This window comes from Leptothoe sp. ISB3NOV94-8A (assembly GCF_043421595.1).
Taxonomy (GTDB): Bacteria; Cyanobacteriota; Cyanobacteriia; order Phormidesmidales; family Phormidesmidaceae; genus Leptothoe; species Leptothoe turfae.
Map to the genome: position 1 here is coordinate 6,716,071 of NZ_JAXSQW010000001.1, position 23,565 is coordinate 6,739,635.

A 23,565-nucleotide genomic window follows, 5' to 3' on the forward strand; every position below is an offset into this window, starting at 1 on the left:
GAGTAACGTGAATTAAACCTTAAGGTATCATTCGCTTAACTGATTGTAGAGATAGTATATATTTGGGATAAAATTTGTCTCCCACTATAAATTTATTTATTTCTATGGGGAGCGAATTGGAAACCTAAGAGGTTTCTAGAAATTCCGAATAACAAACTCTCTGTCTTTAAGATGCCTCGTATACTTGTCATCGATGATGATCCCGCTATTTCAGAACTGGTGGCAGTTAATCTAGAAATGGCTGGATATGATGTCAGTCAGGCCGAGGATGGTGTGAGGGGCCAAGCGCTAGCTGTGCAACTCCTGCCAGATCTGATCATGCTTGATTTGATGTTGCCTAAGGTGGACGGCCTTACCGTTTGCCAACGTGTTCGCCGTGATGAGCGAACAGCAGATATTCCAGTGTTGATGTTAACGGCCTTGGGGCAAACCCAAGATAAGGTTGACGGATTCAATGCTGGTGCTGATGATTACTTGACAAAGCCTTTTGAATTAGAGGAAATGTTGGCTCGTGTCAGAGCGCTGCTACGGCGTACTGACCGTATCCCTCAGGCTGCTAAACATAGTGAAATTCTGAGCTATGGCCCACTAACGTTGGTGCCTGAGCGTTTTGAAGCTATCTGGTTTGAGCGCACTGTGAAGCTGACACACTTAGAATTTGAACTGTTGCACTGTCTTTTGCAGCGTCATGGACAGACAGTTGCTCCTAGTGAAATTTTGAAGGAAGTTTGGGGATATGACCCGAACGATGATATTGAAACCATCCGCGTACATATTCGCCACCTGCGAACTAAGTTAGAGCCGGACCCACGCCATCCTAAGTTTATTAAAACTGTTTACGGTGCTGGCTATTGTCTGGAGCTACCTCAGGATGATCAGGCATTTGCGAACCGCGCGGCAAGCTAGGGTGTATCAATCAGTGAACATTGGGAGAATATGTTTTAGTGTTTACGTTTTATCTGCTGCTGTGCATCTGGAGGAATAAAGCGACAGCACCGTCAAAAAGCATTAAAAAAGCATTGAAGGGAGGCCTTTTTAGGCCTCTCTTTTTTGATGGGTAGTCGGGTTTGGCTCTTGGTTCCTGGTGCTTGGTTTTTGAGATGAGAACTTTTCAGTGCAGCGAAGAATAGCAAGTCTGCGGGAACTTAACTGTAGGGCGAATGTAAAGCCGTGAATGTTGTTTTTCTAGAAAAAATATAGAGCCTACGGTAGAAATGAGTTCTACCGTAGGCTCTATTAATAGTTCTCTGGAAGAGCTAGCAGATCAGATATATGCCTGCTGTGAGTTGATTATGTGGCTACTTAGTAATCGCTTGCGTAATCGCTTCTACTGGAGAGTACTCAGCGGGCGCTAAGGCATTACCACGAATTAGACTGCCGATAGTTTTGGCAGTAATCTTCATTTGAGTAATGGGATTAGCAGGTACAACAGTTTTGTACAGATAGCTGTCAAAGGTAAGTTTCTGAACATCAATGTCAGCACACATCTCTACAAATGCTTCGCGAGTAGCATCGGAACGGTAGAAGACGCGCTGCAGAATATCCAGTACCAGGTAGGTGACGCCATACTGCTTGTCCCAACGCTTGATGTAAGTCTTGAGTTCAGCTTCAGTTAGAGCTCGCTCACCACTGTTGGATAGTTCAACAATAGTCTCAGCACACATGCGACCAGATTTAGCGGCAAAATAAATGCCCTCACCAGAAGACTTGGTTACGGTGCCAGCAGCATCACCCACAAGTGCAACACGACCAACAACTCGGCGAGGTCTGGGATGCTCAGGAATAGGATGAGCTTCTACCTTCAGGATTTCGCCACCTTCAAGCCGCTTAGCTGCACGCTCACGAATGCCCTTTTGTAGTTGCTTAATTTTGGCCTGATTAACCCGCATGGTACCAGTACCGACAGCCACGTGATCGTACTTAGGGAAAACCCACGCGTAGAAGTCAGGGGAAACGTCATCACCGACATACATTTCTGCTAACTCTTCGTAGTAAGCCATTTTGTCGTCAGGGATGCGAATGCGCTCTTGGAATGCGATCGCATAGTTATAGTCACCGGCATCAATCGCACGAGCAACACGGGAATTGGCACCGTCAGCACCAATCACCATATCTACCTGTAAAGTCTTGGCATCCCCTTGGAGTGTGCCGTTGGAATGATCAGCGTAGTGAAGAGTGTAAGGATCCGTATCATTAGAAGGAAGTTCCAACTTGTGCACGGTGCCATTTATCACCTTGGTGCCAAGCTTCTCAGCCCGCCCACGCAGGAACCCATCAAGCACCTCACGACGGCACATGCCAATATACTCGTCATCCTTGAGGGTGCTACCGATATTAACTTCAATATTTGAAGGAGAAATCATCTTCATCTTACGTACGCGACGATCGATGATTTCAGGGGGTAAGTCAAACTCATCCACCATGCAAAGGGGAATCGCGCCACCGCAGGGCTTTGCGTTGTCTAACTTGCGCTCAAATAGATAGGTTTCAATACCTGCTTTTACTAGTGTCTCAGCAGCAGAAGAACCTGCTGGACCGCCTCCAACAACCGCAACCCGAAGTGCCAAGGTTTTTCTCCAAATCGATTAAAAGCTATGGTGTGTATGCTATCACGCAGATTTGAGCGGAACTGGCTCACTCTCGTAGATGTAACAAAAATGAAACACGATTTGAGACATGACCATAGCAACCATAGATTGCGAGTGAGGTAAGTGTTCTTAAAGATACAGATTGAGCGTGTTGTGCAGATCTCACAAGATTGTTGTGTTGCAGGTGACAACAAAATCTAGTTGTCCTGTCAGCAATCACTATTGAAAAAATCATCTTTTTCTACACGTTTCTCTTCATCCAATTAGTCAGTTCAGCCATCAATTAATGGGGGAGAGTTTGTGTTCTAAAATCCAACCTTGACAAATAGAGATTTCACTTTTAATCGCTTCATTTCGTCTAGTGAAAGTCCTTAGATTTCTTAATTGCAAGGTTCTTCCGCAAATTTGCGTAGAAAACACCGTTTCTAAATTATGAGAACTTACTTATATTTATAGATAAGTATAAAAATCGACAAGAATTCTAGATATCAATACTGATTTATCGAATTCAATGATTGCGATTCATGGGGATGCTCTTTTTTTAGAAAGTCTTGCTTCTTTGATGGCCATTAGGGGGCAAATAGGTGGTCGAATTTCGCCCATTGCTGACATTTACTAACCAAAATCTACAGGGTTTTTCAAAAAAAATGCGTCAACCCAATAAAAGGCAGGCGATCGATGAGCCACTTGCTAAGGCTAGCCCAGTCCAATTGGCTCAGCTTTGGGCTAAGCGATATGTCATTGCTATTGAAACCTATGAAGGGACTCTACAGGAGTCGAATCCCCAGTCTCGTACAGCAGTTGTTGAGCACTTGACCTCGGAACTCCGTTCCGCTAGTGCAAAAGCATGGAATTTGACTGAATCTTTCCTTGCCCATGAGGTAAAACGCCATCGCATAAATGCCAATTTGATTGACCCGTGGAGTGTTGCTGGTGATGTGCATCGAGTTTATGCCAAGGCGTTAGCCGCTTACGGCAAGCATATTCCTCCTCAGCAGTTATCGGTCAAGATTGCGTCGGGTTTAGGCGTTATTCGTAAGCGCTATACGTCTGGGGACCCAAGGTTGATTGGGTTTGTGAGTATGCAGTTTCACCACTGTGGTCAAATGCTGATAGAGTCTGCTCCTGAGTCTGAACAAGGCATACTGGCCGCTTACTTTAAGGTGATTGATGATCACTTATATATGCCGTTGCAGCGTGCCTATGCTGCTGCCGCTAGGTATGCCTATGATGATGAGCGTTTAAAGGTTGTGCAAACGCTTTTGCCCCATAGCACTGTAATCGCAAATAATGTGGTCGATCGTGTTAATACGATTTATCCCAACTATCAGTGCTACACAGATCGTTTAGACAGTGACGTTGTGCGTGTTTCTAGTGTCCGTGACACGGAGATGTTTCAGATTTATCTATGGACCTGTGTCTTAGAACAAAGTCTGTCGGCGATCCAGCAGGAGCTTTTTCCACTGTGTGTCATGCTCTATCCGACGCTCAAGGTAAATTGGGAGCTGGTGAGACACATGCTCCATTTGATGGGTCAAGAGTTTGAACAGTATGTAGAACAGTCCCGGGTGAAGCATTATGAGCCTTATCATCAGGCGCTATGGCAGATGTTTTCGCCTGAGGTGTTTCCTGACATGATTTAGTGTTCGTTAGATGGGGAATAGGTCTTAGTGCTTGGGGAGTAGGGTTGGTTCCGAAATTTCTAGGGCTGGGCGGTTAACGATTGGTGAGATAAAGATTAGTGAGAGTTTTGTGGCTGCATCTGTAGTTGCAGCGTGCGCAAAATTATGATGCCGCCTAGGGTACTGAACATTAACCACAGCCAAAATTGATGGGCCATGGCATGGTCTAAGGCCCAGCCGCCTAAGGGAGGACCAATTAAATAACCAACGGCCCAACACATGGAGTTCACTGATAAGTAGACCCCGCGTAGGGCATTGGGGGCAATGCCCACTACCAGGGCTGAGGCAATTGGGGTGTAGGCTACGGTGCCAAGCGCCATCGCCGTTAGACCTATGACGACAAAGATTGATGGTGTAATTAGCTGCTGACCGACTAACCAGGTGCTGAAAAAGGTGACTACCCAAAATCCTAAGGCAATCATCAGGGCATGGGGCTGAGTAAACCGTTTGAGCCAACGAACCATGGGCAGTTGGCAAAGGGCGGTGAGCACAATGGCCCAGGTGAAAATACCACCGACCGCTGCGTGGTTATCAAGGCCGGTAAAGCGATTGAGATAGAGGGGTAGGGTGCTTTGGGATTGAGAGAGGTAGAGGGTGAATAGGCAATTGACGACGACATAGATTTGGAGGGTGCGATCGCGAATAGCTACCTGCCACCCCTGCCAAAAATTGCCCCCAGTAGTTTTTGTGTTCAGGGTTTCCGCAATGGCAATTGCGATGATGGCATAAAACACGATAAAGGTGATGCCGTCTAGGGCAAACAACAAGCGGTAGGCCTGAAAAGCGGCAATCATAGCGCCACCGATGACCACACCCGCACTTAACCCCAGGCTATCTGCCAAGCGCACAATGGCAAACGCTTCGTTTCGATTGTTTTCAGTGGTCAAATCTGCGACGACAGCTTCGGTGGCAGGCCAGTATAGTCCTACCCCCAACCCCATCAGTAGATTGGCAATGACAAAGCCGATAAAGTCGTGGGTGATCACAAAGCAGCCATCGGCCACAGCCGAGATAGCTGCCGATATCAATAAGGTGCGTCGTCTGCCCCATTGAGGAGAATCTGCCATGGAGCCCCCAGCAAAGCGGCCGATCATGCCTGATAGGGACTGGCTGCCTAGCCCCAGGCCAATGGCGGTGGCTGATAGGCCCACATCGTCAGCAAAAAACAGCGGTGCGTAAAACAGGGTAAACCCAATGCCCAGCTGAGAGAGTAATCGACCAGCAGCCAAAATCCAGAGGCGGATATCAAGGTTAGGAAAAAGCGTCACTACTGGTTTAAAGGGGGGCAATTCTGATTTATACAACTGATGGTCACAAGACTGCTTGCATAGCTGCTATCTATGTAGAAAGACATGTAAAGCAAGACGCTTTCATTCCTGAATGGTCACCTATTTCATCACACTGATTTCACAGTTGTTGTCCTTGATCAACAGCACTAACCATATTTGGCTACCTCCCATCGTTACATTCATTGTCATCAAACTCATCTGCCATCGTCACTTTCGGCGACGGTGGGGGGCGTTATGCAAACGGGGAGCGCTGTTGGGGTGGCTAGGTTAAAACAATTTGCGCGAAAAGTGCTGTCAGTAAGCTAGTGGTCGATAATCTCGTTTTTAGGGATTTCCTCGGGTAGAATTCAGTGGGCCTATGCGGGTAGGTTTTCAATTAATTCAGGACTTTAAATAGATATGGCAGAAACAGTTCCAGTGGATCGGCGGCAGCGGGCTCAGGAGTTGCGATCGCAACTTCAAAAAGCAAGCTATGCCTACTACGTTCTGGATGCACCTGATCTGCCTGACGAAGTTTACGATCGCCTTTACCGCGAACTGCAAGACTTAGAAACCCAGTATCCAGAATTAGTTACGCCCGATAGCCCGACCCAGAGGGTCGGGGAACGACCAGCCAGCCAGTTTACGGCCCTGGAGCACAATATCCCACTGTACAGTTTGGAAAATGCCTTCGATATTGACGAGTATCGGCAGTGGGAAGGTCGCTGGCAGCGGCAAACCCCCGACATAGACTCAGCCGCTGTGGTTGCCGAACTCAAGATTGATGGCAATGCTCTGGCCCTGACCTATGAAAAGGGTTTGCTGACTCGGGGGGTAACCCGAGGTGACGGCATCAGCGGGGAAGACATCACGCAAAATATTCGCACCATTCGTTCGATTCCCCTGCGGCTACAAATTGACAACCCACCCCCCCATGTCGAAGTTCGGGGGGAAGCCTTTATTCCCAACGATGTTTTTGATCGCATTAACGTCGATCGTCAGGCTAATGGAGAAGCCCTGTTTGCAAATCCCCGCAATGCTGCAGCGGGGACACTGCGCCAGCTAGATTCTCGGGTGGTGGCTCAGCGGCGTCTCGACTTTTTTGCCTATACGTTACTACTGCCTGAGGGCGAAGGTGGGCTGACGTTACCCCAAACCCAAGAAGACTCCTTGGCGGCACTCCAGACCCTTGGATTTAAGGTCAACCCCAACCGTAAGCTTTGCCCCACCACCGCAGACGTTGCCCAGTTTTATGACCAGTGGGACGAGGCCCGTACCCAGCTGCCCTATCTGACCGATGGTGTAGTTGTGAAACTCAACGACTTAGCGTTACAAGAGCGATTAGGGTTCACCCAAAAGTTTCCCCGCTGGGCCATTGCTCTTAAATACCCTGCCGAGGAAGTTCCCACGATTTTGCAGGATATGACGGTGCAAATAGGGCGGACTGGTGCCGTTACGCCGGTGGCTGAGTTGGCCCCTGTACAGCTAGCGGGCACGACTGTGTCCCGCGCAACATTGCACAATGCCGATCGTCTGGCCGAGCTTAATTTGCATAAGGGCGACACAGTGATCGTTCGCAAAGCCGGTGAAATTATTCCTGAGGTAGTGCGGGTTTTGTCAGACCTAAGACCAGAAGGAGCACAGCTTTGTCAGTTGCCCACCCACTGTCCTGAATGTGGTGAAACATTGGTGCGGCCAGTCAATGAGGCGGTAACTCGCTGTATCAATCCGTCTTGTCCTGCAATTGTTCGGGGTGACTTGATTCATTGGGCTAGTCGCCAGGCCCTAGATATCGCTGGTCTGGGTGAAAAATGGATACAGCAACTTCTGGCGCAGAATCTTGTTAGCTCCGTTGCTGATTTGTATGAGCTTACGGTGGAAGAACTTTTGTCCCTAGAACGTATGGGGCAAAAGAGCGCTCAGAATCTAGTAGATGCGATCGCTGCCTCTAAATCCCAGCCCTGGGCTAGGGTGCTGTTTGGATTAGGGATTCGACATGTGGGCGCGGTGAACGCCCAACTTCTAGCCAAGCAATTCTACACCGTAGATCTACTGGCTACGGCTCCTCCTGAAGAGATTGAGTCGGTTTACGGCATTGGTCCGGAAATTGCCTATTCAGTTTATGAATGGTTTCAGGCAGAGGCTAATAAGAGCCTGATCACGCGCCTAAAAGACAAAAAAATTGGGGTACAGCTAGAGGGGGCACCACCATCAGACGAGCCTACCGATCTGCCTATGATGGGAAAAACTTTTGTCCTGACTGGCATTTTGCCCACTCTAAGCCGTAAGGAAGCAAAGGCCAAAATTGAGGAAAGTGGCGGTAAAGTGACCGGATCCGTAAGTTCTAAAACAAGCTATGTTGTGGTCGGTGTAGATGCCGGATCAAAGCTTGCTAAGGCCGAAAAACTGGGTATTCAACGTTTGAGTGAAGATGATTTGCTGACGTTGCTACAACAAACGGCATCCTCATAACTAGTTTTTTGGGGTTTTGTCTGGCTGCGAATACAAGGTTATCCATGAAACGAGTGTGCTTATCAGCTGCAATAAAGGGCCTACAACGTCTAACCCTGGGCATGGGAGCCGTGTTGGTGGCGGCTATCCCTAGTCAAGCGGCGGACCGAATCACATTTGCGTTTGGTCCGATTGAGCGTTCCATTGAGCTGGCTGATTTGGAGCAGTTGGTTGAGGACGGTGTGCTCAGTGACGATCTTGCCTACTATGCAAGATTTTTACCCGATGACTATGACATCGACGAAGTTAGACAAGCCCTGACCTGGCGTGTGGAAGAAGATATTGCCACCATCAATGTAGATGTGGTGCTGCTCGATCGATTCTTCTACACGAAGCAGGGAGAGTATCTCTTAAATATTGCTGCTGATTTTATTCGCACAGAGGCCCGGCGCAGCGATCTACGTGCCTTACGGGGAGCAATTTTAGTTGCTGTTTCCGATGAAGATGAAGGCCTCACTCTCTTAAATGCGATTCGTCGGTTTCCATCCCCAGAAATGCGCATCGAGTTAGATCGGGGACTGGGGCTGTTGCGTGAGATTAATCGAGCGATTTATGAAACCGATGCATCCATTGCTTTACTAGAGCGTTTGGGGGCTCCTACCGGTAATCTTTCAGAAGCAGACCAGGCGCGTTTACTGGCTTTGGCGAATCAGGCGCGACAGCCTGGACGCTATCAGGTGGAACGGCAAAGATTGTCAGGCAATGCGCCGATTCCGGCGGATATCTATTTGCCCACATTACAAGGTCAGAGCCAGCGCAATCGTCCCACGGTGATTATTTCCCACGGTTTGGGGAATGATCGTACATCCTATGCCTACCTGGGACGTCATTTAGCATCCCATGGCTTTGTTGTGGTCAATGTAGAACATCCTGGCAGTAATGCTGAGCAAATTAATGCGCTGTTGGTGGGCCAATCGGCAGATGTTGTGGCCAATGAAGAGTTTATTGAACGGCCACGACAAATTTCTGCCCTGCTTAATTACTTAGAGCGTGAGGCAAGTCAATTTGGTAGCTTGATCAACTTTGCTGAAGTGGGACTAGTGGGCCAGTCTTTTGGTGGCTATACAGCCTTGGCGTTAGCGGGTGCCACACTTGATTTTGAAATACTTCGGGAAAGCTGTCCCCCCAGTTCACTGTCGCTAAATGTGTCGCTATTGCTGCAGTGCCAGGCAGGGCAGCTAGCTGAGCCCAATGAAACCATGTTGTCATTGCAGGATGGTCGGGTGCGGGCTGCGATCGCAATCAACCCCATCACCAGCGTCCTTTTTGGTGAAGAAAGCATGGGGCAAGTCACCACCCCCACCATGATTTTTGCCAGCGGAGCTGATACCGTTGCCCCTGCTTTGCAAGAACAGTTGGTTCCCTTTACCTGGCTTACCCAGCCCGAGCGTTATCTCATGCTCATGCGCCAGGGCACCCATTTTTCTACCATTGCCATGACTGAAACTGGCAGCGAAGCCTTTGACTTGCCGAGCGAGATCCTTGGTCCTGAACCAGAGCTAGCGCAAGATTACTTAGAGGCATCAAGTCTGGCCTTTTTGACTCAGCATCTGAGTGGAGATATGACCTATGCAGATTTACTGACGGCGGACGGCATCGCTCAGCTCAATGAGGAGCCAATTCAACTGACCTTGGTACAAGAACTCACCGGTCCCACCTTGGCCGATCAATTAGGGGGGCCTCCCCGATCAGCAACAGACTCCATTGAATCACCTGGGGGAGAGCCGTTGCCTCCGGATGTACCCGTGATGGATGCACCCGTGACAGACCCCGCAACCACAGCACCCCCTGTCACCGAGGTGATCTTAGAGGAACCACAGCCTGTATTGTCTAATCCGTCTACCCAGTAGCCCTGATAGGATAGCTGCTGTGAATTGCCCATTGTCTGCCATCAGCCTATGCCCGACGGCTTTCTTAATCTCCATAAACCTACTGGGTGGACATCCCACGACTGTGTCGCCAAGCTACGTCGTCTGCTCCAGACTAAAAAGATTGGCCATGCCGGCACGTTAGACCCGGCAGCAATAGGGGTGCTGCCCGTTGCCGTGGGCCGAGCAACACGGCTGCTGCAATACCTGCCTGACGATAAAGCATACCGAGCCGTTGTCCAGTTGGGCACCACCACTGATACAGATGATTTAGAGGGAGCTGTGTTAACTCAGACGTCAGCGGCCCATTTGAGCCTGTCTGCTGTCACCGAGCAATTGGCTAATTTCCAAGGAGAAATTCAGCAAATTCCGCCAATGTACAGTGCTGTGCATGTTAATGGTCAGCGGCTGTACGACTTAGCGCGACAGGGCAAAGCCGCCACCATCGATGTGCCCTGTCGTCATGTGGTCGTGCACTCCATTAATGTTGTGAACTGGCAACCCGGTGAAAGCCCAACTATCACCTTAGACATTGCCTGTGGAGCCGGCACCTACATTCGTTCAATTGCCAGGGATTTAGGACAGTGTCTCGGGGTAGGCGGCACCCTGTCTTCGTTATTACGTACGCAAAGTAGCGGCTTTAATTTAGATACCAGTATTTCCTTTGAACAGTTAAATGAGCAACTAGAGCAACTTCAATTAATCACTCCGGCGGTGGCCATGGGACATTTGCCCGAAATAACACTCCCCCTTGAATTAGGTCGTCGGTGGTGTTTAGGGCAGCGTGTGCCCAGGGAACCGACCATTGAGTTGGAAAAGCCTTTACGTGTCATTACTGAAGCCTGTCCATTTTTGGGTGTGGGTGTCTTCCGGATTAAAGACCATCAGCCTCATTTAGTTCCCAAAATGGTGTTTGTGCAACCTTCTTGACGACGCATCAGTTTTAATTTCAGTGATTATCTGTAGTCGTCATACAGAACATGTAGATATTAGGGAAACCAAATAAAGCTTAGATGTGTCCTTTAAATGTGCATCCCCGTGATTTTTACTAGCTAATTTGTCGTTCACTGGGTAAGATGTCCATGTCTAACTGGGATCCTTCTTCTGCGCTTAAGCACTTCAAGGTGGGGGAAGTCATTTTTTCTGAGGGTGATCCTGGAGATTCTGCTTACATCATCGAGTCAGGCAGGGTAGAGGTTGCAGTCAGTGTTGATGGTCAAGCATTTCCCTTACGTATTCTGACGAGTGGTGATGTCTTGGGGGAAATGGCCGTCATGGACACGGCACCACGCTCTGCATCAGCCAAAGCGATTGAAGAGACGGTGTGTGTTGCCATTTCGAGCCGTCAAATTTCAGAACGCATTCAAGGGGCAGACCCCATTGTCCAGCTCTTGGTGACCACGCTGCTTCACCGGATTCGTAGCACGCCTCAAGTGACGTTATCTGGGTATCCCAAAGTGGCAACAGGCCTACAGCAAGCGCCATCGGACAATGATGAGGTTCTGGACAAAATACGTCTGGAATCGGAATTACGAGCGGCGTTGGAGAATCAGCAGCTACGACCTCACTATCAGCCCTTGGTTGATATTCAAACTCGTCGGATCCTTGGTTTTGAAGCTTTGATCCGTTGGTTTAGCCCTACGCGGGGCCATGTGTCTCCTGGGGAATTCACCAGTATTGCCGAAGAAACGTCCTTGATTATTCCCATTGGTCAGCAAACGTTGCAACAGTCCTGTCGTGATTTGGTGCAGCTGCAAAAGTCTTGTCCAGACAGACAATTGTTTATGAGTATCAATGTGGCCCCTCGACAGTTAGCTGAAGACGACTTTTTAGCGGCATTGCAACTTATTGTGGAGCAATATGGACTGCATCCATCCCAGGTCAAGCTTGAAGTGACAGAGCGGGTATTTATGGAAGATCCCGTTGCCCTTGAAAGTCTCCAGACCTGTCGGCAAGCCGGGTTCCATATTGCCTTGGATGATTTTGGTACTGGCTTCTCAAGCCTGAACTATCTCACTCGTTTTGAAGTGGATGGCTTCAAAATTGATCGGGCCTTTGTTCAAGAAATTCTGACCAATCCACGGACGCAGGTGTTATTGGAAAGTATGCTCACCATGGCCCATGGCTTAGGTATGCAGACGGTTGTGGAAGGGATTGAAACCCAGGAACAACTTCAGGTGCTGCAGCGGTCTGGGTGTGATATTGGTCAAGGCTATTTCTTTGGGAAACCTTTGCCTTTTGCTGAGGTACAGCAGCTACTGGTGCAAGAACGGGTTCAAAATCCAATCAAATCGTAGCGACCTGCTTGTTCTACTAAGAGTGTTGCGGGTTTGTTGATGGTTTTGCCTGTGATGGCCAGCAAGGAGCGTTGCTGACCCACATCACTGTAGAGTAGTTTGCCATTGTCAGACAAAATCATGACTTTACCTGGGAAGAGTCCGAGCTCGGAGGGCACGCCAGGACCCATGGTAAAGATATGCTCAGCGGTTCGGTCGCCCATTAAGTCCATCCTGATATATTGCAGGTGAGGATAAAGCTGCGCTGTCTGTTCAAATGTCAGGCCTAACTGACGACTGATGGCCTCTGCCATTAGAGTTAGAGTATCGGTTTGATGGAAATCTGTCTGGGGGAACTGTGTCGACTCTGCGTCATCAACTGAAGACTCGTTTGTCGCGTTACGGCTTTCGACAGGCGGTGTTGGTGCTGTTTGCCACGGTAGCGTGGTAAGCCATTGCAGACTGTTGGGCGTAGTGACTAATGTAGAACCATTTATTTTGGGGCCACTGGCTAAAAAGGTAAGCCTTGATCCAGTGGTTTGGACGCCATGAACGGTGACTCCGGCAACATGCCGATTGCCACTAAATAATTGCAACTGTCTGCGAATGGCTACGGATTCTGCCCACATGTTAGTAGCTGTGATGGCTACGGGGGGGCGTCCCCAACCTGTGTTGTCTTGAAGCAGTTGCACATTGATGTGATACCAGCTTTGTCCAGGGGCCAGAGTCGGCAGGGTTTGCGATCGCAACCACCCATGCCCCGGTGCACCCACAGCGGTTGCTTGGCCAATCAAGCTGGTGTAGCGCCCTGGCTCATTGGTCGCAGGCAAAGATGCTGTGGATGTGTTGGTGTCTGAGTAGCCGTTGATCAGCGCAATATTTTCAGCAAACTTTTGACCTCCCAGCGCCTGTAGGCGCTCCAGCGTAGCTTTTGAACGTGTCTTTTTCTGTAGCCATTCTTCCCCGGCTTCTGGCGATTGGCGAGACGTTACTAATAACGCTCCCCAAATCTGCGTTGTCACATCCTTGGGATGGACTTGTAGATGTGTGGTGACCCCACGCCAGAGGGCATCAAAATCCCGTTCTAATCGTTTTAGCGTAGGACCATAAATGGCTGGGTTGTTTTCTAACGTGCTGAGAGCCTTATCCCACTGGCCATCAATCAGATAAGCCAGAATATGCTGCTGCTGACTTGATAAGGTTTGGTCTGTTTGAGCTTTGGTGCGTGTAGCGTGCAGCTGAATTAAGTCAAGCTGTGCTTGAGCCTCGGCTGACCAATCGTGTCCCAAGGTTGCCTTGGCAGATTCCATCATCTGGAGACTATGGGACCAGACAGATCCTTGCGCCAGTTTTAGAGCTTTGTCATAGAGAGAGGTACTCAAATCTTGCTCATACACTGAACGATAGAGGGAGACTTCCTGTAGCCGGGGTGGATCGTTGGGAACGAGCTGATACAGCAAAAAACTGGGTCGTAGGCCAACGGTTTGGTCAACAATTAGCTGTTTTCCGGTGTCTCCGTTTTTCCATTGGGGTGGTTGACCCGCTGGACTCGACCAGTTCAACAATCGATGCAAGCGTTGAGCGTGGGACTGATAGCTTAAAATCTGGCCGTATCGCATGACGGTATTGCCGTAACGGCGCTGTCCCTCCAATAACAACCAAGGCTCATTCGCTGCTTTGCCAGCCATGGGCTGCACAGATGATAAAGAGGCGTCACTATCTACGCTAGCTACCTGAGACGCTGTACCCACCAGCGGTGTCGTGATAAACGATTCTTTCATGGGGCGAATCTTGACCTGTTCAACCCGTTGGAGCTGATCGTTCTGAACGCGATACACCCATAGTTCTTGAATAGTTTTGTCGTCGCTATTCAAGATTGGATAGAACCAGGCTTTGGGCTGATCGGCTCTAGGCCAGGCAATGGGTTGGCCATGGGTAATGTTTTGAGCCCGCATCTCCGCCTGAATCTCATCTGCTGTCTGGGGAACTGCCTCAAAGGTATTGACTAACCCAGGGAACGCCGTCTTTAGCCAGTTTGGACTATAGGGGTCAACAATCAGTTTGGCACCTGATAAAATCATCGCCACCAATAAAGCTCCACCGCTGCCTAAGGCCAGCCAGCTTAACAACGACCAGGGAATACGCCCCGTCGTTGGACTCACCAAAAGCTTTACCTGAGCGGTGGGTGGATTTGATTTGCTCAGACCCATAGGGATGTTGTCATCAGAGCAGCAAGACCAAATAGTCTCTAGGAGGATAGCACTTGTGCGTATTTTTGCCCGAGGCTTTCCCAGTTAAATTCAGCTTCAATCATCTGACGTGCATTCGCGGATAATGTTTGACGCAATGCAGCATCTTCAAATAATTGACCGATGGCCTTTACATAGTCTTCTGGCTGGTTGGCCCGCAGGGCTCGTAGCGGTACCCCCTCAACATCTACTGCCATGCCCTCAAGACCGCGATCGCTACCCACCACCGGCACCCCTACGGCCATGGATTCCAGCGTCTTGGTTTTAATGCCGATGCCTGCCCGCAGCGGCACTACACTGACCGTCGACTGCTGTAGACATTCTGTAATAGACGGCACCCGACCCGTGACCGTCACACCAGGGATACTGTCCAATTCTTTAACGGCGGGGACAGGCCGGGTGCCCACGAGACTTAACGTGGCCTCAGGATAGCGCTGCCTCACTAGGGGAAAAATTGTCTGGGCAAAATAGCAGGCTGCGTCGATATTGTGAGACGAATCCATTGCTCCGATAAAAATCAAAGATTGACCACCGGGGTCATGGGAGCGATAGGGGGATGTCTCTAGATCAACACCCGTCGAAACAATATTGATGTTGGCGTCTGGTATCAAGCTTTGAATATGTTTGCGATCGTTCGGTGTGGTGACTACCAGGTGGGTGAATTTTGCACAGTACCGTTTTTCATAACGGGCCAAAAGGGGCAGATACAAGCGATCGCGTAGGGTATTTTCCGATGCGCCTGCCTCCAAATGATCAAGCACCCAGCCGTAGACAGAGCTATGGATATCCGCTACCGTCTTTACCCGCTCACGCAGCTTAGGGTGCACGTACATTTCATTGACACCATGCTCACAAACAACGGCGTCATAGTCTCCGCCCTCCACCTGTTGCGTCACCCAAGTGTAAACCTCTGGCGAAAACCGAAACGTGACGCTGGGCGGTGTGCCGGTAATGAAAAACTGAGCCAGACGCAGAGCCTGCTTCAGCGGATTTCGATCCTGACCAGGATCTTTTTTATCAGGCACTGGAAATAGTTTGATGTCCTTGACCCATGTTTTCAAGGTATGAATGTTTTCTGCAGTGGCATTCTGGGTCTTATGGGCCACTAGGGTAATGTCATGTAGCGGTCCAATTTGCCTGAGTAAATTAAATGTACGAACCTCAGCCGCACCGTGACTGGGGGGATAGGGAAAGGTGTTAAGGGAAAGGACGAGCAGACGCATTGGGGTTAGGGATTGAGTAATGGGGAATTTTGAGTTTTGAAGTTATTAAGTTATAAGGTCCTCGTGACGGTCCCTTCTTGAGGGAAATCAAGACAAATAATGATCCAACATTCAAAATTCAAACCTAAGAACTAATAATCAGGAACTAATAACCTAATCACTTTTCAACCAGGCAATTTCCTCAGCATTGTCTGGCAGTTTCGACTCTCGCTGACCTAGGGTGCGAGCATGGAAGCAGTACAGACCAATGGGAGTCATGGCTAAGTCGATCAGATCGGCTTTACCTGTAATTAGTTTCACTAAACCTACAGGAAGTTCCTTGGCGACCCAACGAGCTAAGGAGTAACGGACCTCGTGGGCCATTAATGGACGAGTGAGCTTAATGCCGTGGATCTGGTTCAGGTATCGATTAGAGCGTCCATAGCGATACCATTGTTTGCGCAGCTCTTTCAGGGTGGTACGGTGATGATGCTGTACTACAGCAGTTTTGGCATAGTGCAGTTGCCAACCTCCATCTCGCTGTAGTCGCCAGCAAATATCGGCGTCCCCCCCAGTGGTCATATACGGGCGAAATAATCCGATTTTTTCAAATGCACAGGCTCGCACAGCAATATTGGCTGTTTGACCATAGGGACAAAACGAGTGGTTGAGGGTGTCCTGCTGCGACATGATGTTCTTGCGCTCGGCGTAGCGTTCGAGCCAGGTATTGCCAGGTAGAGCCGTGATTTCTCCGACACAAAGACCAACAGCGCTGTCTTTAAATCCCTGCACTAAGTTTTCGAGCCAGGTGGCCGCAGGATAACAGTCGGCATCGGTAAAGGCTAAAATCTCCCCGGTTGCTGCACGGATGCCGGTGTTGCGGGCGGCGTAGGCACTTTGGATTTCAGTCTCACTGAGATGCCTGAGGGAGATTTCGATGGATTCTGCCTGGGTGACGGCGTCTTTGAGAATATCGGGGGTGCGATCGCAACTACCATTATCCACCAACAAATATTCCACCCGATCTGCCGGATAGGTTTGTCCTAGTAGACACTCAATCAAACCTGGTAAATCGGTTTCGCCATTGTAAATGGGCACAATCACTGAAACCGTTGGCAAAAATGGACTGGGTTGGGCAGGTATTTCGTTGGCAACCATAAAAGCTTGGGGCATTGGTTCTCAACTAATCTATAGCGACATCTACAGGTAGTTTTGCCACCAATGTGTCGAGAATTAACATAGACTGCTCGTTCCTTTGGGACTGCTTATTTATAAACTGAGCCCATAAACTGAACCAATTCTGGCAGTTCACACAAACCAATACATAAGGTGTAGAGCATCTTTATGTAATCCTTACTGACATTAAGTGGGCTCACGGGTCAGTAAACTAGCCAATATATCTATGGCCTTGCTGATCCTCGAGAGGGCTTGAGTTGTGAGCTACCGTCAAATAGCAAGGGGTCTAAACCGGTTCATCCCCTACATCAGCAATCGCTATCTGTAACTCCTATATCAAACCTATACCGTCGTGTCTAAAGTTAGTGTTTGTATCCCCACCTACAACCGGGCCAAAATCTTGCCCTATGCTGTCACCAGCGTCCTGAATCAAACCTATTGCGACTTTGAGCTTATCATCTGTGATGATGCCTCCTCCGATAATACGGCTGAGGTGGTGGCTCAGTGGAATGACCCGCGTATTCGTTATATTCGCCATCCACAAAATATCAAACGCAGTCGTAACATGCGTTCAGGTTATGAAGCGGCCCAAGGAGACTATTTCATTAAATTTGATGATGATGATGCCCTCACCCCCACCTTTTTAGAACGCACGGTTGCGGTGATGGAAAGCCAGCCCAGTGTGGATTTTGTCTGTACCGATCACTGGGTGATCAATGCCCGCAATCAGCGAGACGAAGTCGCAACAGCAGCTAACTCTGCTAAATGGGGTAAAGATCGGCTGACAGAGGCCATCATCGATGACATACTCACAGAAACCTTTGTTCACCAAAGTTTGCAGGTAGGATCTACGCTTTTTCGTCGAGATTGCCTCAGTGAAGTGGACTTTATGCGCTTTGAGGCTGATGGTTGCGAGGACTTTGACTTATTGGTGCGGCTAGCGACCATCGGTAAAATCGGCTACTTTATCCCTGAGCGACTGATGGAATACCGTTTTCATGGGGGGCAAACCAGTTTGAAACAGGATATTCATTTTCTCTCCGCTAAGCTTTTTTGTTTAGAAAGTTATCGCTTTACTGATCGTCCTAAATTAGAAATAATCCGTCGGTCTAAGCTCGACGGTCTTAAGCAAGTTCTCGCCATGAGGCTGATCGAAAAAGGAGAAACCCAACGTGGGCGTCAGCTGATGCAAGAACTGGCTGCCCAGGGTCCCCTGTCTATGAAGGCGAAGGTGGGTAAGGTGTTGTCCTATCTTCCCGCAGGCCTGCGTCAGCTAGCGTTTCAAGGGTTTCGACAGCTGCGACCTGATGATTACAGTGAGCGTGTTCGCAATGCAGCTGGATAAAAAACAGGGGTTAGGATTAAAGCTATCCATGGTGCTGTCGCTATGCAGTCTGACCCAGTGTGCGGCACCGCAAGAACCGCCGATCGCACCCCCTCAGATATCAGAGCGTTTAGCAATTTTGCAACCCGAACTCATCATACAAAACTGGCCTGATGATAATGCGCCCATAGCCCGTTTCCATGTGGTGACTATTCCACCTGACTATCCGGTGGAGGTGGCTGTGAGTGAGCAGTTGAAAACGGTGGAAACGTTCGCCGCTGACACCGAAGCATGGGCTGTGATCAATGGTGGTTTTTTTGACCCTCAGAATGCTCAGACCACGTCCTTCATTACCGTAGACAGCACTCTAGCTGCAGATCCTCGCAATAATCGACGGTTAATGGATAACCCTGATCTGGCGATTTATATGGAGCAAATTCTTAACCGCTCTGAGTTTCGCCGCTATGACTGTGGTGGTGATATTCGCTATGACATTACGTTCCACAATGCCTCGCTTCCTAAAGCCTGCGTGTTGCACAGCTCCCTTGGCGCAGGGCCACAGCTTTTCCCGGATACTGCTCAAGCCGAAGGATTTACGGACTATGCTGATGGTCGATTAATGCGTGATGCCATCGGTACTCAGCAGCGTAATGCCCGTAGTGCCGTTGGTATCCAGCAAGACGGCACTGTCGTTTGGGTGATGGTGGCACAGATAGAACCAGGTGGCGGGATGACCTTAGCGGAGCTAGCCGATATTATGGCCATCTGGAAGGTTGAGAAAGCGTTGAATCTAGATGGGGGAAGCTCATCATCGTTACATGTGGCATGGCCAGGGATGACGGCTGATGGTTTGGCTCAAACCTATTACGGACGTCTCGATCAAAACGGTCAAACTATCCAGCGACCGGTTAAATCTGTACTGCTGTTGCCCCGGTCTGACCAGAATTAACTGGACTAAGAACCTATACCCTATACCCAATCCGAATCCAGTAAACTCGATTAGAAATAAGCCATCCCGTAGGGGCAATCGGGGATTGCCTTACCATCCCTGATTGCCCTGCAATATCGGGGATTGCCAGGATTTGTATTATGAATCCTTGGGGTACACATTAGCCTGCTGTAGGTAGCCGAGTTGAATCAGTATCCAGCAGATGATTCCGTATATTGCTCCCGCAGTAATCAATACTCTGTACCCTGGGTCAACCACAATTTGCATGGCGGGTGGGGTGAGAATTAGACCGGACAAAATAGACGTCGCTATAGATGTAATGACAAAACTCCATGGGCCGATGATCCCCTTGGAGCGGCGAGATGCAATCGGTTTGATCTTTCTAACTCGATTTGGGATTGAACGAATACGTTCTACGCGACGATCTATCCAAGGCCACATCTGCATACCGGTCATAAAGGCAATTGGGAACATGAGAAAACCGACAACGCCACTCCATTGAGAATAAGGAGCGACCAAAGCGGTTAGGTGAGTACCGCCAAAGCTACCGCCAAATAGCAGCAAAGCTGATGTGAAAAAATTTGCTGTCGGTTTAGGTGCTGGGGAAGATGATGGCATCGGGGCTGGGTCAATTGATTGCACTTGTTACGTTTACAGCCGTAGTGCCGTGATGTACGGAAATCCATCATGAACTTATGGATAAGTGTTCTTTACGTTGAAAGCCCCCAATCTGTGGTGTTCTCCTGCAAGCTAGGATTAGCTAATTTTTTTTAACGGCTTCATTTGCATGCTGGCATCAGCTTTACAGGAGGTGCTCACTGATGGTCTGAGGCATTGGCAGCACAATCAGTACTAAAATCACCATGGCTATGAGACCTAAGGCATCGCGCACGCCATTGAGTTCGCTGACATCGTCAAGCGCTGGTTCGTCTCGGCTAGACATAAATATGAGTAGCAGTGCCCACAGTAAGTAGGCGGGTTGGATAAATGCCATGGCGGCTACCAAGATTCGAGTAATGTTGCCAATGGCAGCTCCACTCCAGCGACCATACATGGCATGGACAATGTGGCCACCATCTAACTGGCCTACAGGCATTAAGTTGAGAGCCGTTAATACCAAGCCTAAACAGCCTGCGATCGCAACCGAATGCAGATAAAGAGCCGTATCTATCTGAAAATCACTACCCAACGCTAACTTACTCAGCAGCACCAGCAAGATTGAACCCTTTGGGTCTAAGGACTGAAAGTTAAACAGACCTGATTCCTCGGTTAACTCGACCATCTGTGAGTGGGCTAACCCCCAAATTACGATGGGTAGGCTGACTAGAAATCCAGCCAGCGGGCCTGCTACGCCCAAGTCAAATAGAGCGCGACGGTTGGGGGCGGGTGCTTTGATCCGCACAAAAGCGCCAATGGTGCCGAGAAAATAGGGGACTGGAATAAAGAATGGTGCGGAAGCTGGAATATGGTGACGGCGAGCCATGGCATAGTGGGCCAGTTCTCGCACGGCCAAAATCATCATCACCGCGAGGCTATAGCCCAGGCCTTTAACCAACAGCGCTGGCTGCGATAGCAGCTCTGGAATAGATAGATCGCCCACTAGCAGCAACCCTGCCAATGTGGTGGTGCCCAGGGTCAAAATAAACAGTAGAATCGAGAGCCGCCAGCCGCTGTCTTTTGATGAATTGGCGGGTTCTCGATTAGGGACCAGGGTGAAGACAGGATCACCATTACGTTCTTCCTGCAAAACCACCAAGAACTGATGGCCAAATTGCGATCGCACATTTTGCTGCACAGTGCTATGGGCAACGGCTGGTGTCGCTTTCAGTCGCCCATGGCAGATCATCATCTGTTGGCGATGTTCAATCTTCTGTAAAAAATAAATAGACCACGGAAAACATGACCTCAAACGCTCTTCTTCCTCTCGTTCCATGAGCATTGGCGGTGCTGGTGCTGGTCGATGAGGCGGTAGTGTTGATGGGCGCTGTGCCGATGGACGTCGACCCAATAGGACTACCCACATGTATATCAGGGGGCAAACAATAAATAGGCCTAGTATGAAAATATTAGGTGGGGCATATCTGCCATGCTTTAGAACCCAGGCTGTCAGAGCTAAAATGGGTGTCATAATAATCAGCCACAATAGCCAAACTGGGGAGCGTGTCATAGTCGCTACGCCTCGACGAATGACCAAGTAGGTCAAGATTCCCAGTAATATCGATAACAGTACAAATGTCATAAACCCACAATCCGCCCCCTTACCAGGACTCTGAATTACCATACCAGGCAGGGCCCTAGGGTGAGAGATGATGGCTTTTTTGGGAGCTTTTGGTGTCTACTTCAACAATAAACTTGGACAACAGCCCTACAACTAGCGAAACAGCTCGATCGAACACAAAGCTACCCCGGTCGGTATTTGGCGCGGATACTAATGTTTACGCGTTTCCACCCAACCGTGAAACCTTAGGGGGTACAGCTTATTTGATCACGTATGCGCCGACGCCAGACAGCAACTCTGTCGCAAGAAGCAACATTCTAGTGGACTGTCCCGCTTTGACAGATACAAACTTGAACTTTATTGCTGAGCAAGGGGGGCTACAGTGGTTGGTCATTACTCACCGTGGCGGCAGTAGCCATGTCCGTGATTGGCAATCTCAATTTGGCTGTGATGTTGTCCTACAGGAGCAAGAGGCTTACCTACTTCCCCAGATAGAAACTCGCACATTTCATCACGAGCTAACGCTGACACCTCGTCATAAACTCCTTTGGACTCCCGGTCATTCTCCCGGATCCGCATGTCTTTACAATGCAGACCAAGGTGGCATTCTGTTTAGCGGGCGTCATGTCCTACCAACGCGCCAGGGCGGTGCTACCCCGCTCCGGGTTTCCAAAACCTTTCATTGGCCCCGTCAGCTCAAGCATGTGCAGCGACTGCTAGATAAATTTACCCCTCAAACCCTGAGCTATATCTGTCCAGGAGCTAATATTGGTTTCCTTCGCGGTAAGCAGTTTATCGATGATGCCTACAACAAATTAGCTGGTTTAGATTTGCAAGAATTGGCGAAGAGTCAGGTACTACTTTAGTGAGTTCTTGGTTGCTATCCCTTAGTGAATGGTCGTTAGACCACAGTAAACACCATGAAGGAAAACAAGATGCAGGCCGTGAACGAATAACCCAGAACTAAAAACTATCACTCCTCCCCACTACCCCCAATCACCGGTTTAAACGTCTCCAAAATGTCATCCACAGGTAGATCTGCTGGATGCAGTAACCAGGTGCGTTGGCAAGGCTGAATTAGGGTTTGTACCAGGGGCGACAGCTGACTAATAGCGACCAATCCTTCAGCGGTTTTCAGTTTAATCCCCCGCTGATAAAGGGTATAGCCTCGATTACTGATGTGGTGCAGACTCAAATAGATTTTAGGGTCTGGTACGGTACCGTAGACCTGATGCCGTGCTATCAATAATATTTCTGCCTGTTGTGCATAGGTGTATTGGCTAATTTCCGTCGCTTTGGGCAGTCGACGATTCACAAATTGTTGACAGAGGTCGGCCAGGATCAGGTCCTTGTGGGTTTGCCAACGCTGTAGGTGGTAGGACAACACATAGTCGTCTTGGGCTAAATACTGCTCTAGGGGCAGCTCATCAACGTCACAGCTTAACCAGGCAGTCATAGTGTTGTCTGCTTCCAGGGTGCCTGTGGTTAGGAGGGCTTTAGCCCGCCTAATTGTCTGCTCTAAAACCCAAGTGGCGACTAAATTTTTGGGGTGATTATAGATATGGGCGTACATAAAGTAGCGCACCACCAGGTAGTGTTCGATTGCCCCTAGACCCTTTTTAACCACAATTAGCTGCTGACTGGCTGGATCGTAGTCTAGAGCTAAAATGATGCGGTCAAGATCTAGCTGGCCATAGGACGCTCCCGTAAAATAGCTGTCACGCATCAGGTAGTCGATGCGATCGCAATCCAACTGACTCGACACTAACTGCCACACACAAGGTACGGGATGCTGGTGCTGATAAATTGCATCAATGTCGCAACGTAACTTGGGTGAGAACTCATCCAAGCGCCTACGCACCTCTGGAGCCTGTTTCAGAATGCGTCGCGTCCAATGCTCATGGTGACCGCCAAACACTTCCTCCGTCGTATGACTAAACGGACCATGGCCGACATCATGGAGCAACGCTGCGCACAAAACTGCTGCGCGATGAACCATCAACTCTGGATAGATAGCTGCCAGTCGGTCAAATGCACGGCGGGCAATGGCCATAACCCCCAGCGAATGGGTGAACCGTGAACTTTCTGCACCGTGAAATGTGAGGCTAGCAGGCCCAAGTTGCCGGATGCGTCGCAGCCGCTGAAAAGGTGACGTATCGATCAGCTCAATCAATAATGCTTCTACCGGGTCAGCCCTATCGAGAGTGATAGCGCCATGGAGCGGATCATGATACGTACGGGTTTTGAGCGGCAC

General features: G+C 49.3%; 17 protein-coding genes. 9 read left to right on the forward strand and 8 right to left on the reverse strand.

Features of this window, described 5'->3' with window-relative positions:
* The first annotated feature begins 171 nt into the window (after positions 1 to 171).
* Positions 172 to 906 carry a two component system response regulator RpaA gene (gene rpaA, locus SPB21_RS28900; protein WP_006518109.1) on the forward strand — a complete coding sequence of 245 codons (735 nt, stop codon included), beginning with the start codon at positions 172 to 174 and terminating at the stop codon, positions 904 to 906.
* A gap of 392 nt (positions 907 to 1,298) precedes the next feature.
* On the opposite strand, the gene chlP is transcribed toward rpaA, so the two are convergent.
* Entirely contained in the window at positions 1,299 to 2,567 is a 1,269-nt protein-coding gene (chlP, locus tag SPB21_RS28905) for a geranylgeranyl reductase (RefSeq protein ID WP_163660555.1), read from the reverse strand.
* 605 nt (positions 2,568 to 3,172) lie between these two features.
* Here chlP and SPB21_RS28910 point away from each other — a divergent pair.
* Positions 3,173 to 4,231 carry a hypothetical protein gene (locus SPB21_RS28910; RefSeq protein WP_499868437.1) on the forward strand — a complete coding sequence of 353 codons (1,059 nt, stop codon included), beginning with the start codon at positions 3,173 to 3,175 and terminating at the stop codon, positions 4,229 to 4,231.
* A 95-nt stretch (positions 4,232 to 4,326) separates the two neighbouring features.
* On the opposite strand, the gene SPB21_RS28915 is transcribed toward SPB21_RS28910, so the two are convergent.
* The gene (locus SPB21_RS28915; RefSeq protein WP_499868439.1) at positions 4,327 to 5,538 is read right to left on the reverse strand and encodes an MFS transporter; all 1,212 of its coding nucleotides are present in this window, start codon (positions 5,536 to 5,538) and stop codon (positions 4,327 to 4,329) included.
* 420 nt (positions 5,539 to 5,958) lie between these two features.
* On the opposite strand from SPB21_RS28915, the gene ligA reads away from it, so the two are divergent.
* From ligA to SPB21_RS28935, 4 genes are all read left to right on the forward strand, one after another.
* Positions 5,959 to 8,010, forward strand: a complete 2,052-nt coding sequence (ligA, locus tag SPB21_RS28920; protein ID WP_499868440.1) for an NAD-dependent DNA ligase LigA — start codon at positions 5,959 to 5,961, stop codon at positions 8,008 to 8,010.
* 44 nt (positions 8,011 to 8,054) lie between these two features.
* The gene (locus SPB21_RS28925) at positions 8,055 to 9,899 is read left to right on the forward strand and encodes an alpha/beta hydrolase (protein WP_499868441.1); all 1,845 of its coding nucleotides are present in this window, start codon (positions 8,055 to 8,057) and stop codon (positions 9,897 to 9,899) included.
* A gap of 48 nt (positions 9,900 to 9,947) precedes the next feature.
* Entirely contained in the window at positions 9,948 to 10,847 is a 900-nt protein-coding gene (truB, locus tag SPB21_RS28930) for a tRNA pseudouridine(55) synthase TruB (protein ID WP_163702508.1), read from the forward strand.
* A 152-nt stretch (positions 10,848 to 10,999) separates the two neighbouring features.
* On the forward strand, positions 11,000 to 12,214 hold the full coding sequence (locus SPB21_RS28935) for an EAL domain-containing protein (protein WP_163660544.1): 1,215 nt from the start codon (positions 11,000 to 11,002) through the stop codon (positions 12,212 to 12,214).
* Here SPB21_RS28935 and SPB21_RS28940 read toward each other — a convergent pair.
* The 3 genes from SPB21_RS28940 to SPB21_RS28950 all read right to left on the reverse strand — a co-directional run bounded on the left by SPB21_RS28940 (position 12,193) and on the right by SPB21_RS28950 (position 16,817).
* Positions 12,193 to 14,403 (reverse strand): hypothetical protein, encoded by a 2,211-nt coding sequence (locus SPB21_RS28940; protein WP_499868443.1) that lies wholly within the window; start codon positions 14,401 to 14,403, stop codon positions 12,193 to 12,195. The two genes, SPB21_RS28935 and SPB21_RS28940, sit on opposite strands and share 22 nt — an antisense overlap.
* Positions 14,404 to 14,441: 38 nt before the next feature.
* Positions 14,442 to 15,665 carry a glycosyltransferase family 4 protein gene (locus tag SPB21_RS28945; protein WP_163660540.1) on the reverse strand — a complete coding sequence of 408 codons (1,224 nt, stop codon included), beginning with the start codon at positions 15,663 to 15,665 and terminating at the stop codon, positions 14,442 to 14,444.
* 153 nt (positions 15,666 to 15,818) lie between these two features.
* Entirely contained in the window at positions 15,819 to 16,817 is a 999-nt protein-coding gene (locus tag SPB21_RS28950) for a glycosyltransferase family 2 protein (RefSeq protein ID WP_250564707.1), read from the reverse strand.
* Between the two features lie 355 nt (positions 16,818 to 17,172).
* Between SPB21_RS28950 and SPB21_RS28955 the strand changes: the two genes are divergently transcribed.
* Positions 17,173 to 18,165 carry a glycosyltransferase gene (locus SPB21_RS28955; RefSeq protein WP_163660538.1) on the forward strand — a complete coding sequence of 331 codons (993 nt, stop codon included), beginning with the start codon at positions 17,173 to 17,175 and terminating at the stop codon, positions 18,163 to 18,165.
* The gene (locus SPB21_RS28960; RefSeq protein ID WP_499868446.1) at positions 18,152 to 19,093 is read left to right on the forward strand and encodes a phosphodiester glycosidase family protein; all 942 of its coding nucleotides are present in this window, start codon (positions 18,152 to 18,154) and stop codon (positions 19,091 to 19,093) included. Before SPB21_RS28955 ends, SPB21_RS28960 begins: the two co-directional genes overlap by 14 nt.
* Before the next feature lie 138 nt (positions 19,094 to 19,231).
* Here the strand turns inward: SPB21_RS28960 and SPB21_RS28965 are convergent, their stop codons facing one another.
* Positions 19,232 to 19,711: a hypothetical protein gene (locus SPB21_RS28965; protein ID WP_163660536.1), complete on the reverse strand. Its 480-nt coding sequence runs from the start codon at positions 19,709 to 19,711 to the stop codon at positions 19,232 to 19,234.
* 184 nt (positions 19,712 to 19,895) lie between these two features.
* Positions 19,896 to 21,260 carry a site-2 protease family protein gene (locus SPB21_RS28970; RefSeq protein WP_348917888.1) on the reverse strand — a complete coding sequence of 455 codons (1,365 nt, stop codon included), beginning with the start codon at positions 21,258 to 21,260 and terminating at the stop codon, positions 19,896 to 19,898.
* 164 nt (positions 21,261 to 21,424) lie between these two features.
* On the opposite strand from SPB21_RS28970, the gene SPB21_RS28975 reads away from it, so the two are divergent.
* Complete coding sequence (locus SPB21_RS28975; RefSeq protein ID WP_163702218.1) at positions 21,425 to 22,177, forward strand: MBL fold metallo-hydrolase; 753 nt, start codon at positions 21,425 to 21,427, stop codon at positions 22,175 to 22,177.
* 107 nt (positions 22,178 to 22,284) lie between these two features.
* On the opposite strand, the gene SPB21_RS28980 is transcribed toward SPB21_RS28975, so the two are convergent.
* Positions 22,285 to 23,565, reverse strand: coding sequence for an HD domain-containing protein (locus SPB21_RS28980; RefSeq protein ID WP_499868448.1), 1,281 nt, complete (start codon positions 23,563 to 23,565; stop codon positions 22,285 to 22,287).

What these genes read in the sequence shown, in the direction of transcription:
- rpaA (WP_006518109.1), top strand. Translation starts at nt 172, where the DNA reads ATGCCTCGTATACTTGTCATCGATGATGATCCCGCTATTTCAGAACTG.
- ligA (WP_499868440.1), top strand. Translation starts at nt 5,959, where the DNA reads ATGGCAGAAACAGTTCCAGTGGATCGGCGGCAGCGGGCTCAGGAGTTG.
- SPB21_RS28925 (WP_499868441.1), top strand. Translation starts at nt 8,055, where the DNA reads ATGAAACGAGTGTGCTTATCAGCTGCAATAAAGGGCCTACAACGTCTA.
- truB (WP_163702508.1), top strand. Translation starts at nt 9,948, where the DNA reads ATGCCCGACGGCTTTCTTAATCTCCATAAACCTACTGGGTGGACATCC.
- SPB21_RS28935 (WP_163660544.1), top strand. Translation starts at nt 11,000, where the DNA reads ATGTCTAACTGGGATCCTTCTTCTGCGCTTAAGCACTTCAAGGTGGGG.
- SPB21_RS28940 (WP_499868443.1), bottom strand. Translation starts at nt 14,403, where the DNA reads ATGGGTCTGAGCAAATCAAATCCACCCACCGCTCAGGTAAAGCTTTTG.
- SPB21_RS28945 (WP_163660540.1), bottom strand. Translation starts at nt 15,665, where the DNA reads ATGCGTCTGCTCGTCCTTTCCCTTAACACCTTTCCCTATCCCCCCAGT.
- SPB21_RS28950 (WP_250564707.1), bottom strand. Translation starts at nt 16,817, where the DNA reads ATGCCCCAAGCTTTTATGGTTGCCAACGAAATACCTGCCCAACCCAGT.
- SPB21_RS28960 (WP_499868446.1), top strand. Translation starts at nt 18,152, where the DNA reads ATGCAGCTGGATAAAAAACAGGGGTTAGGATTAAAGCTATCCATGGTG.
- SPB21_RS28965 (WP_163660536.1), bottom strand. Translation starts at nt 19,711, where the DNA reads ATGCCATCATCTTCCCCAGCACCTAAACCGACAGCAAATTTTTTCACA.
- SPB21_RS28970 (WP_348917888.1), bottom strand. Translation starts at nt 21,260, where the DNA reads ATGACACGCTCCCCAGTTTGGCTATTGTGGCTGATTATTATGACACCC.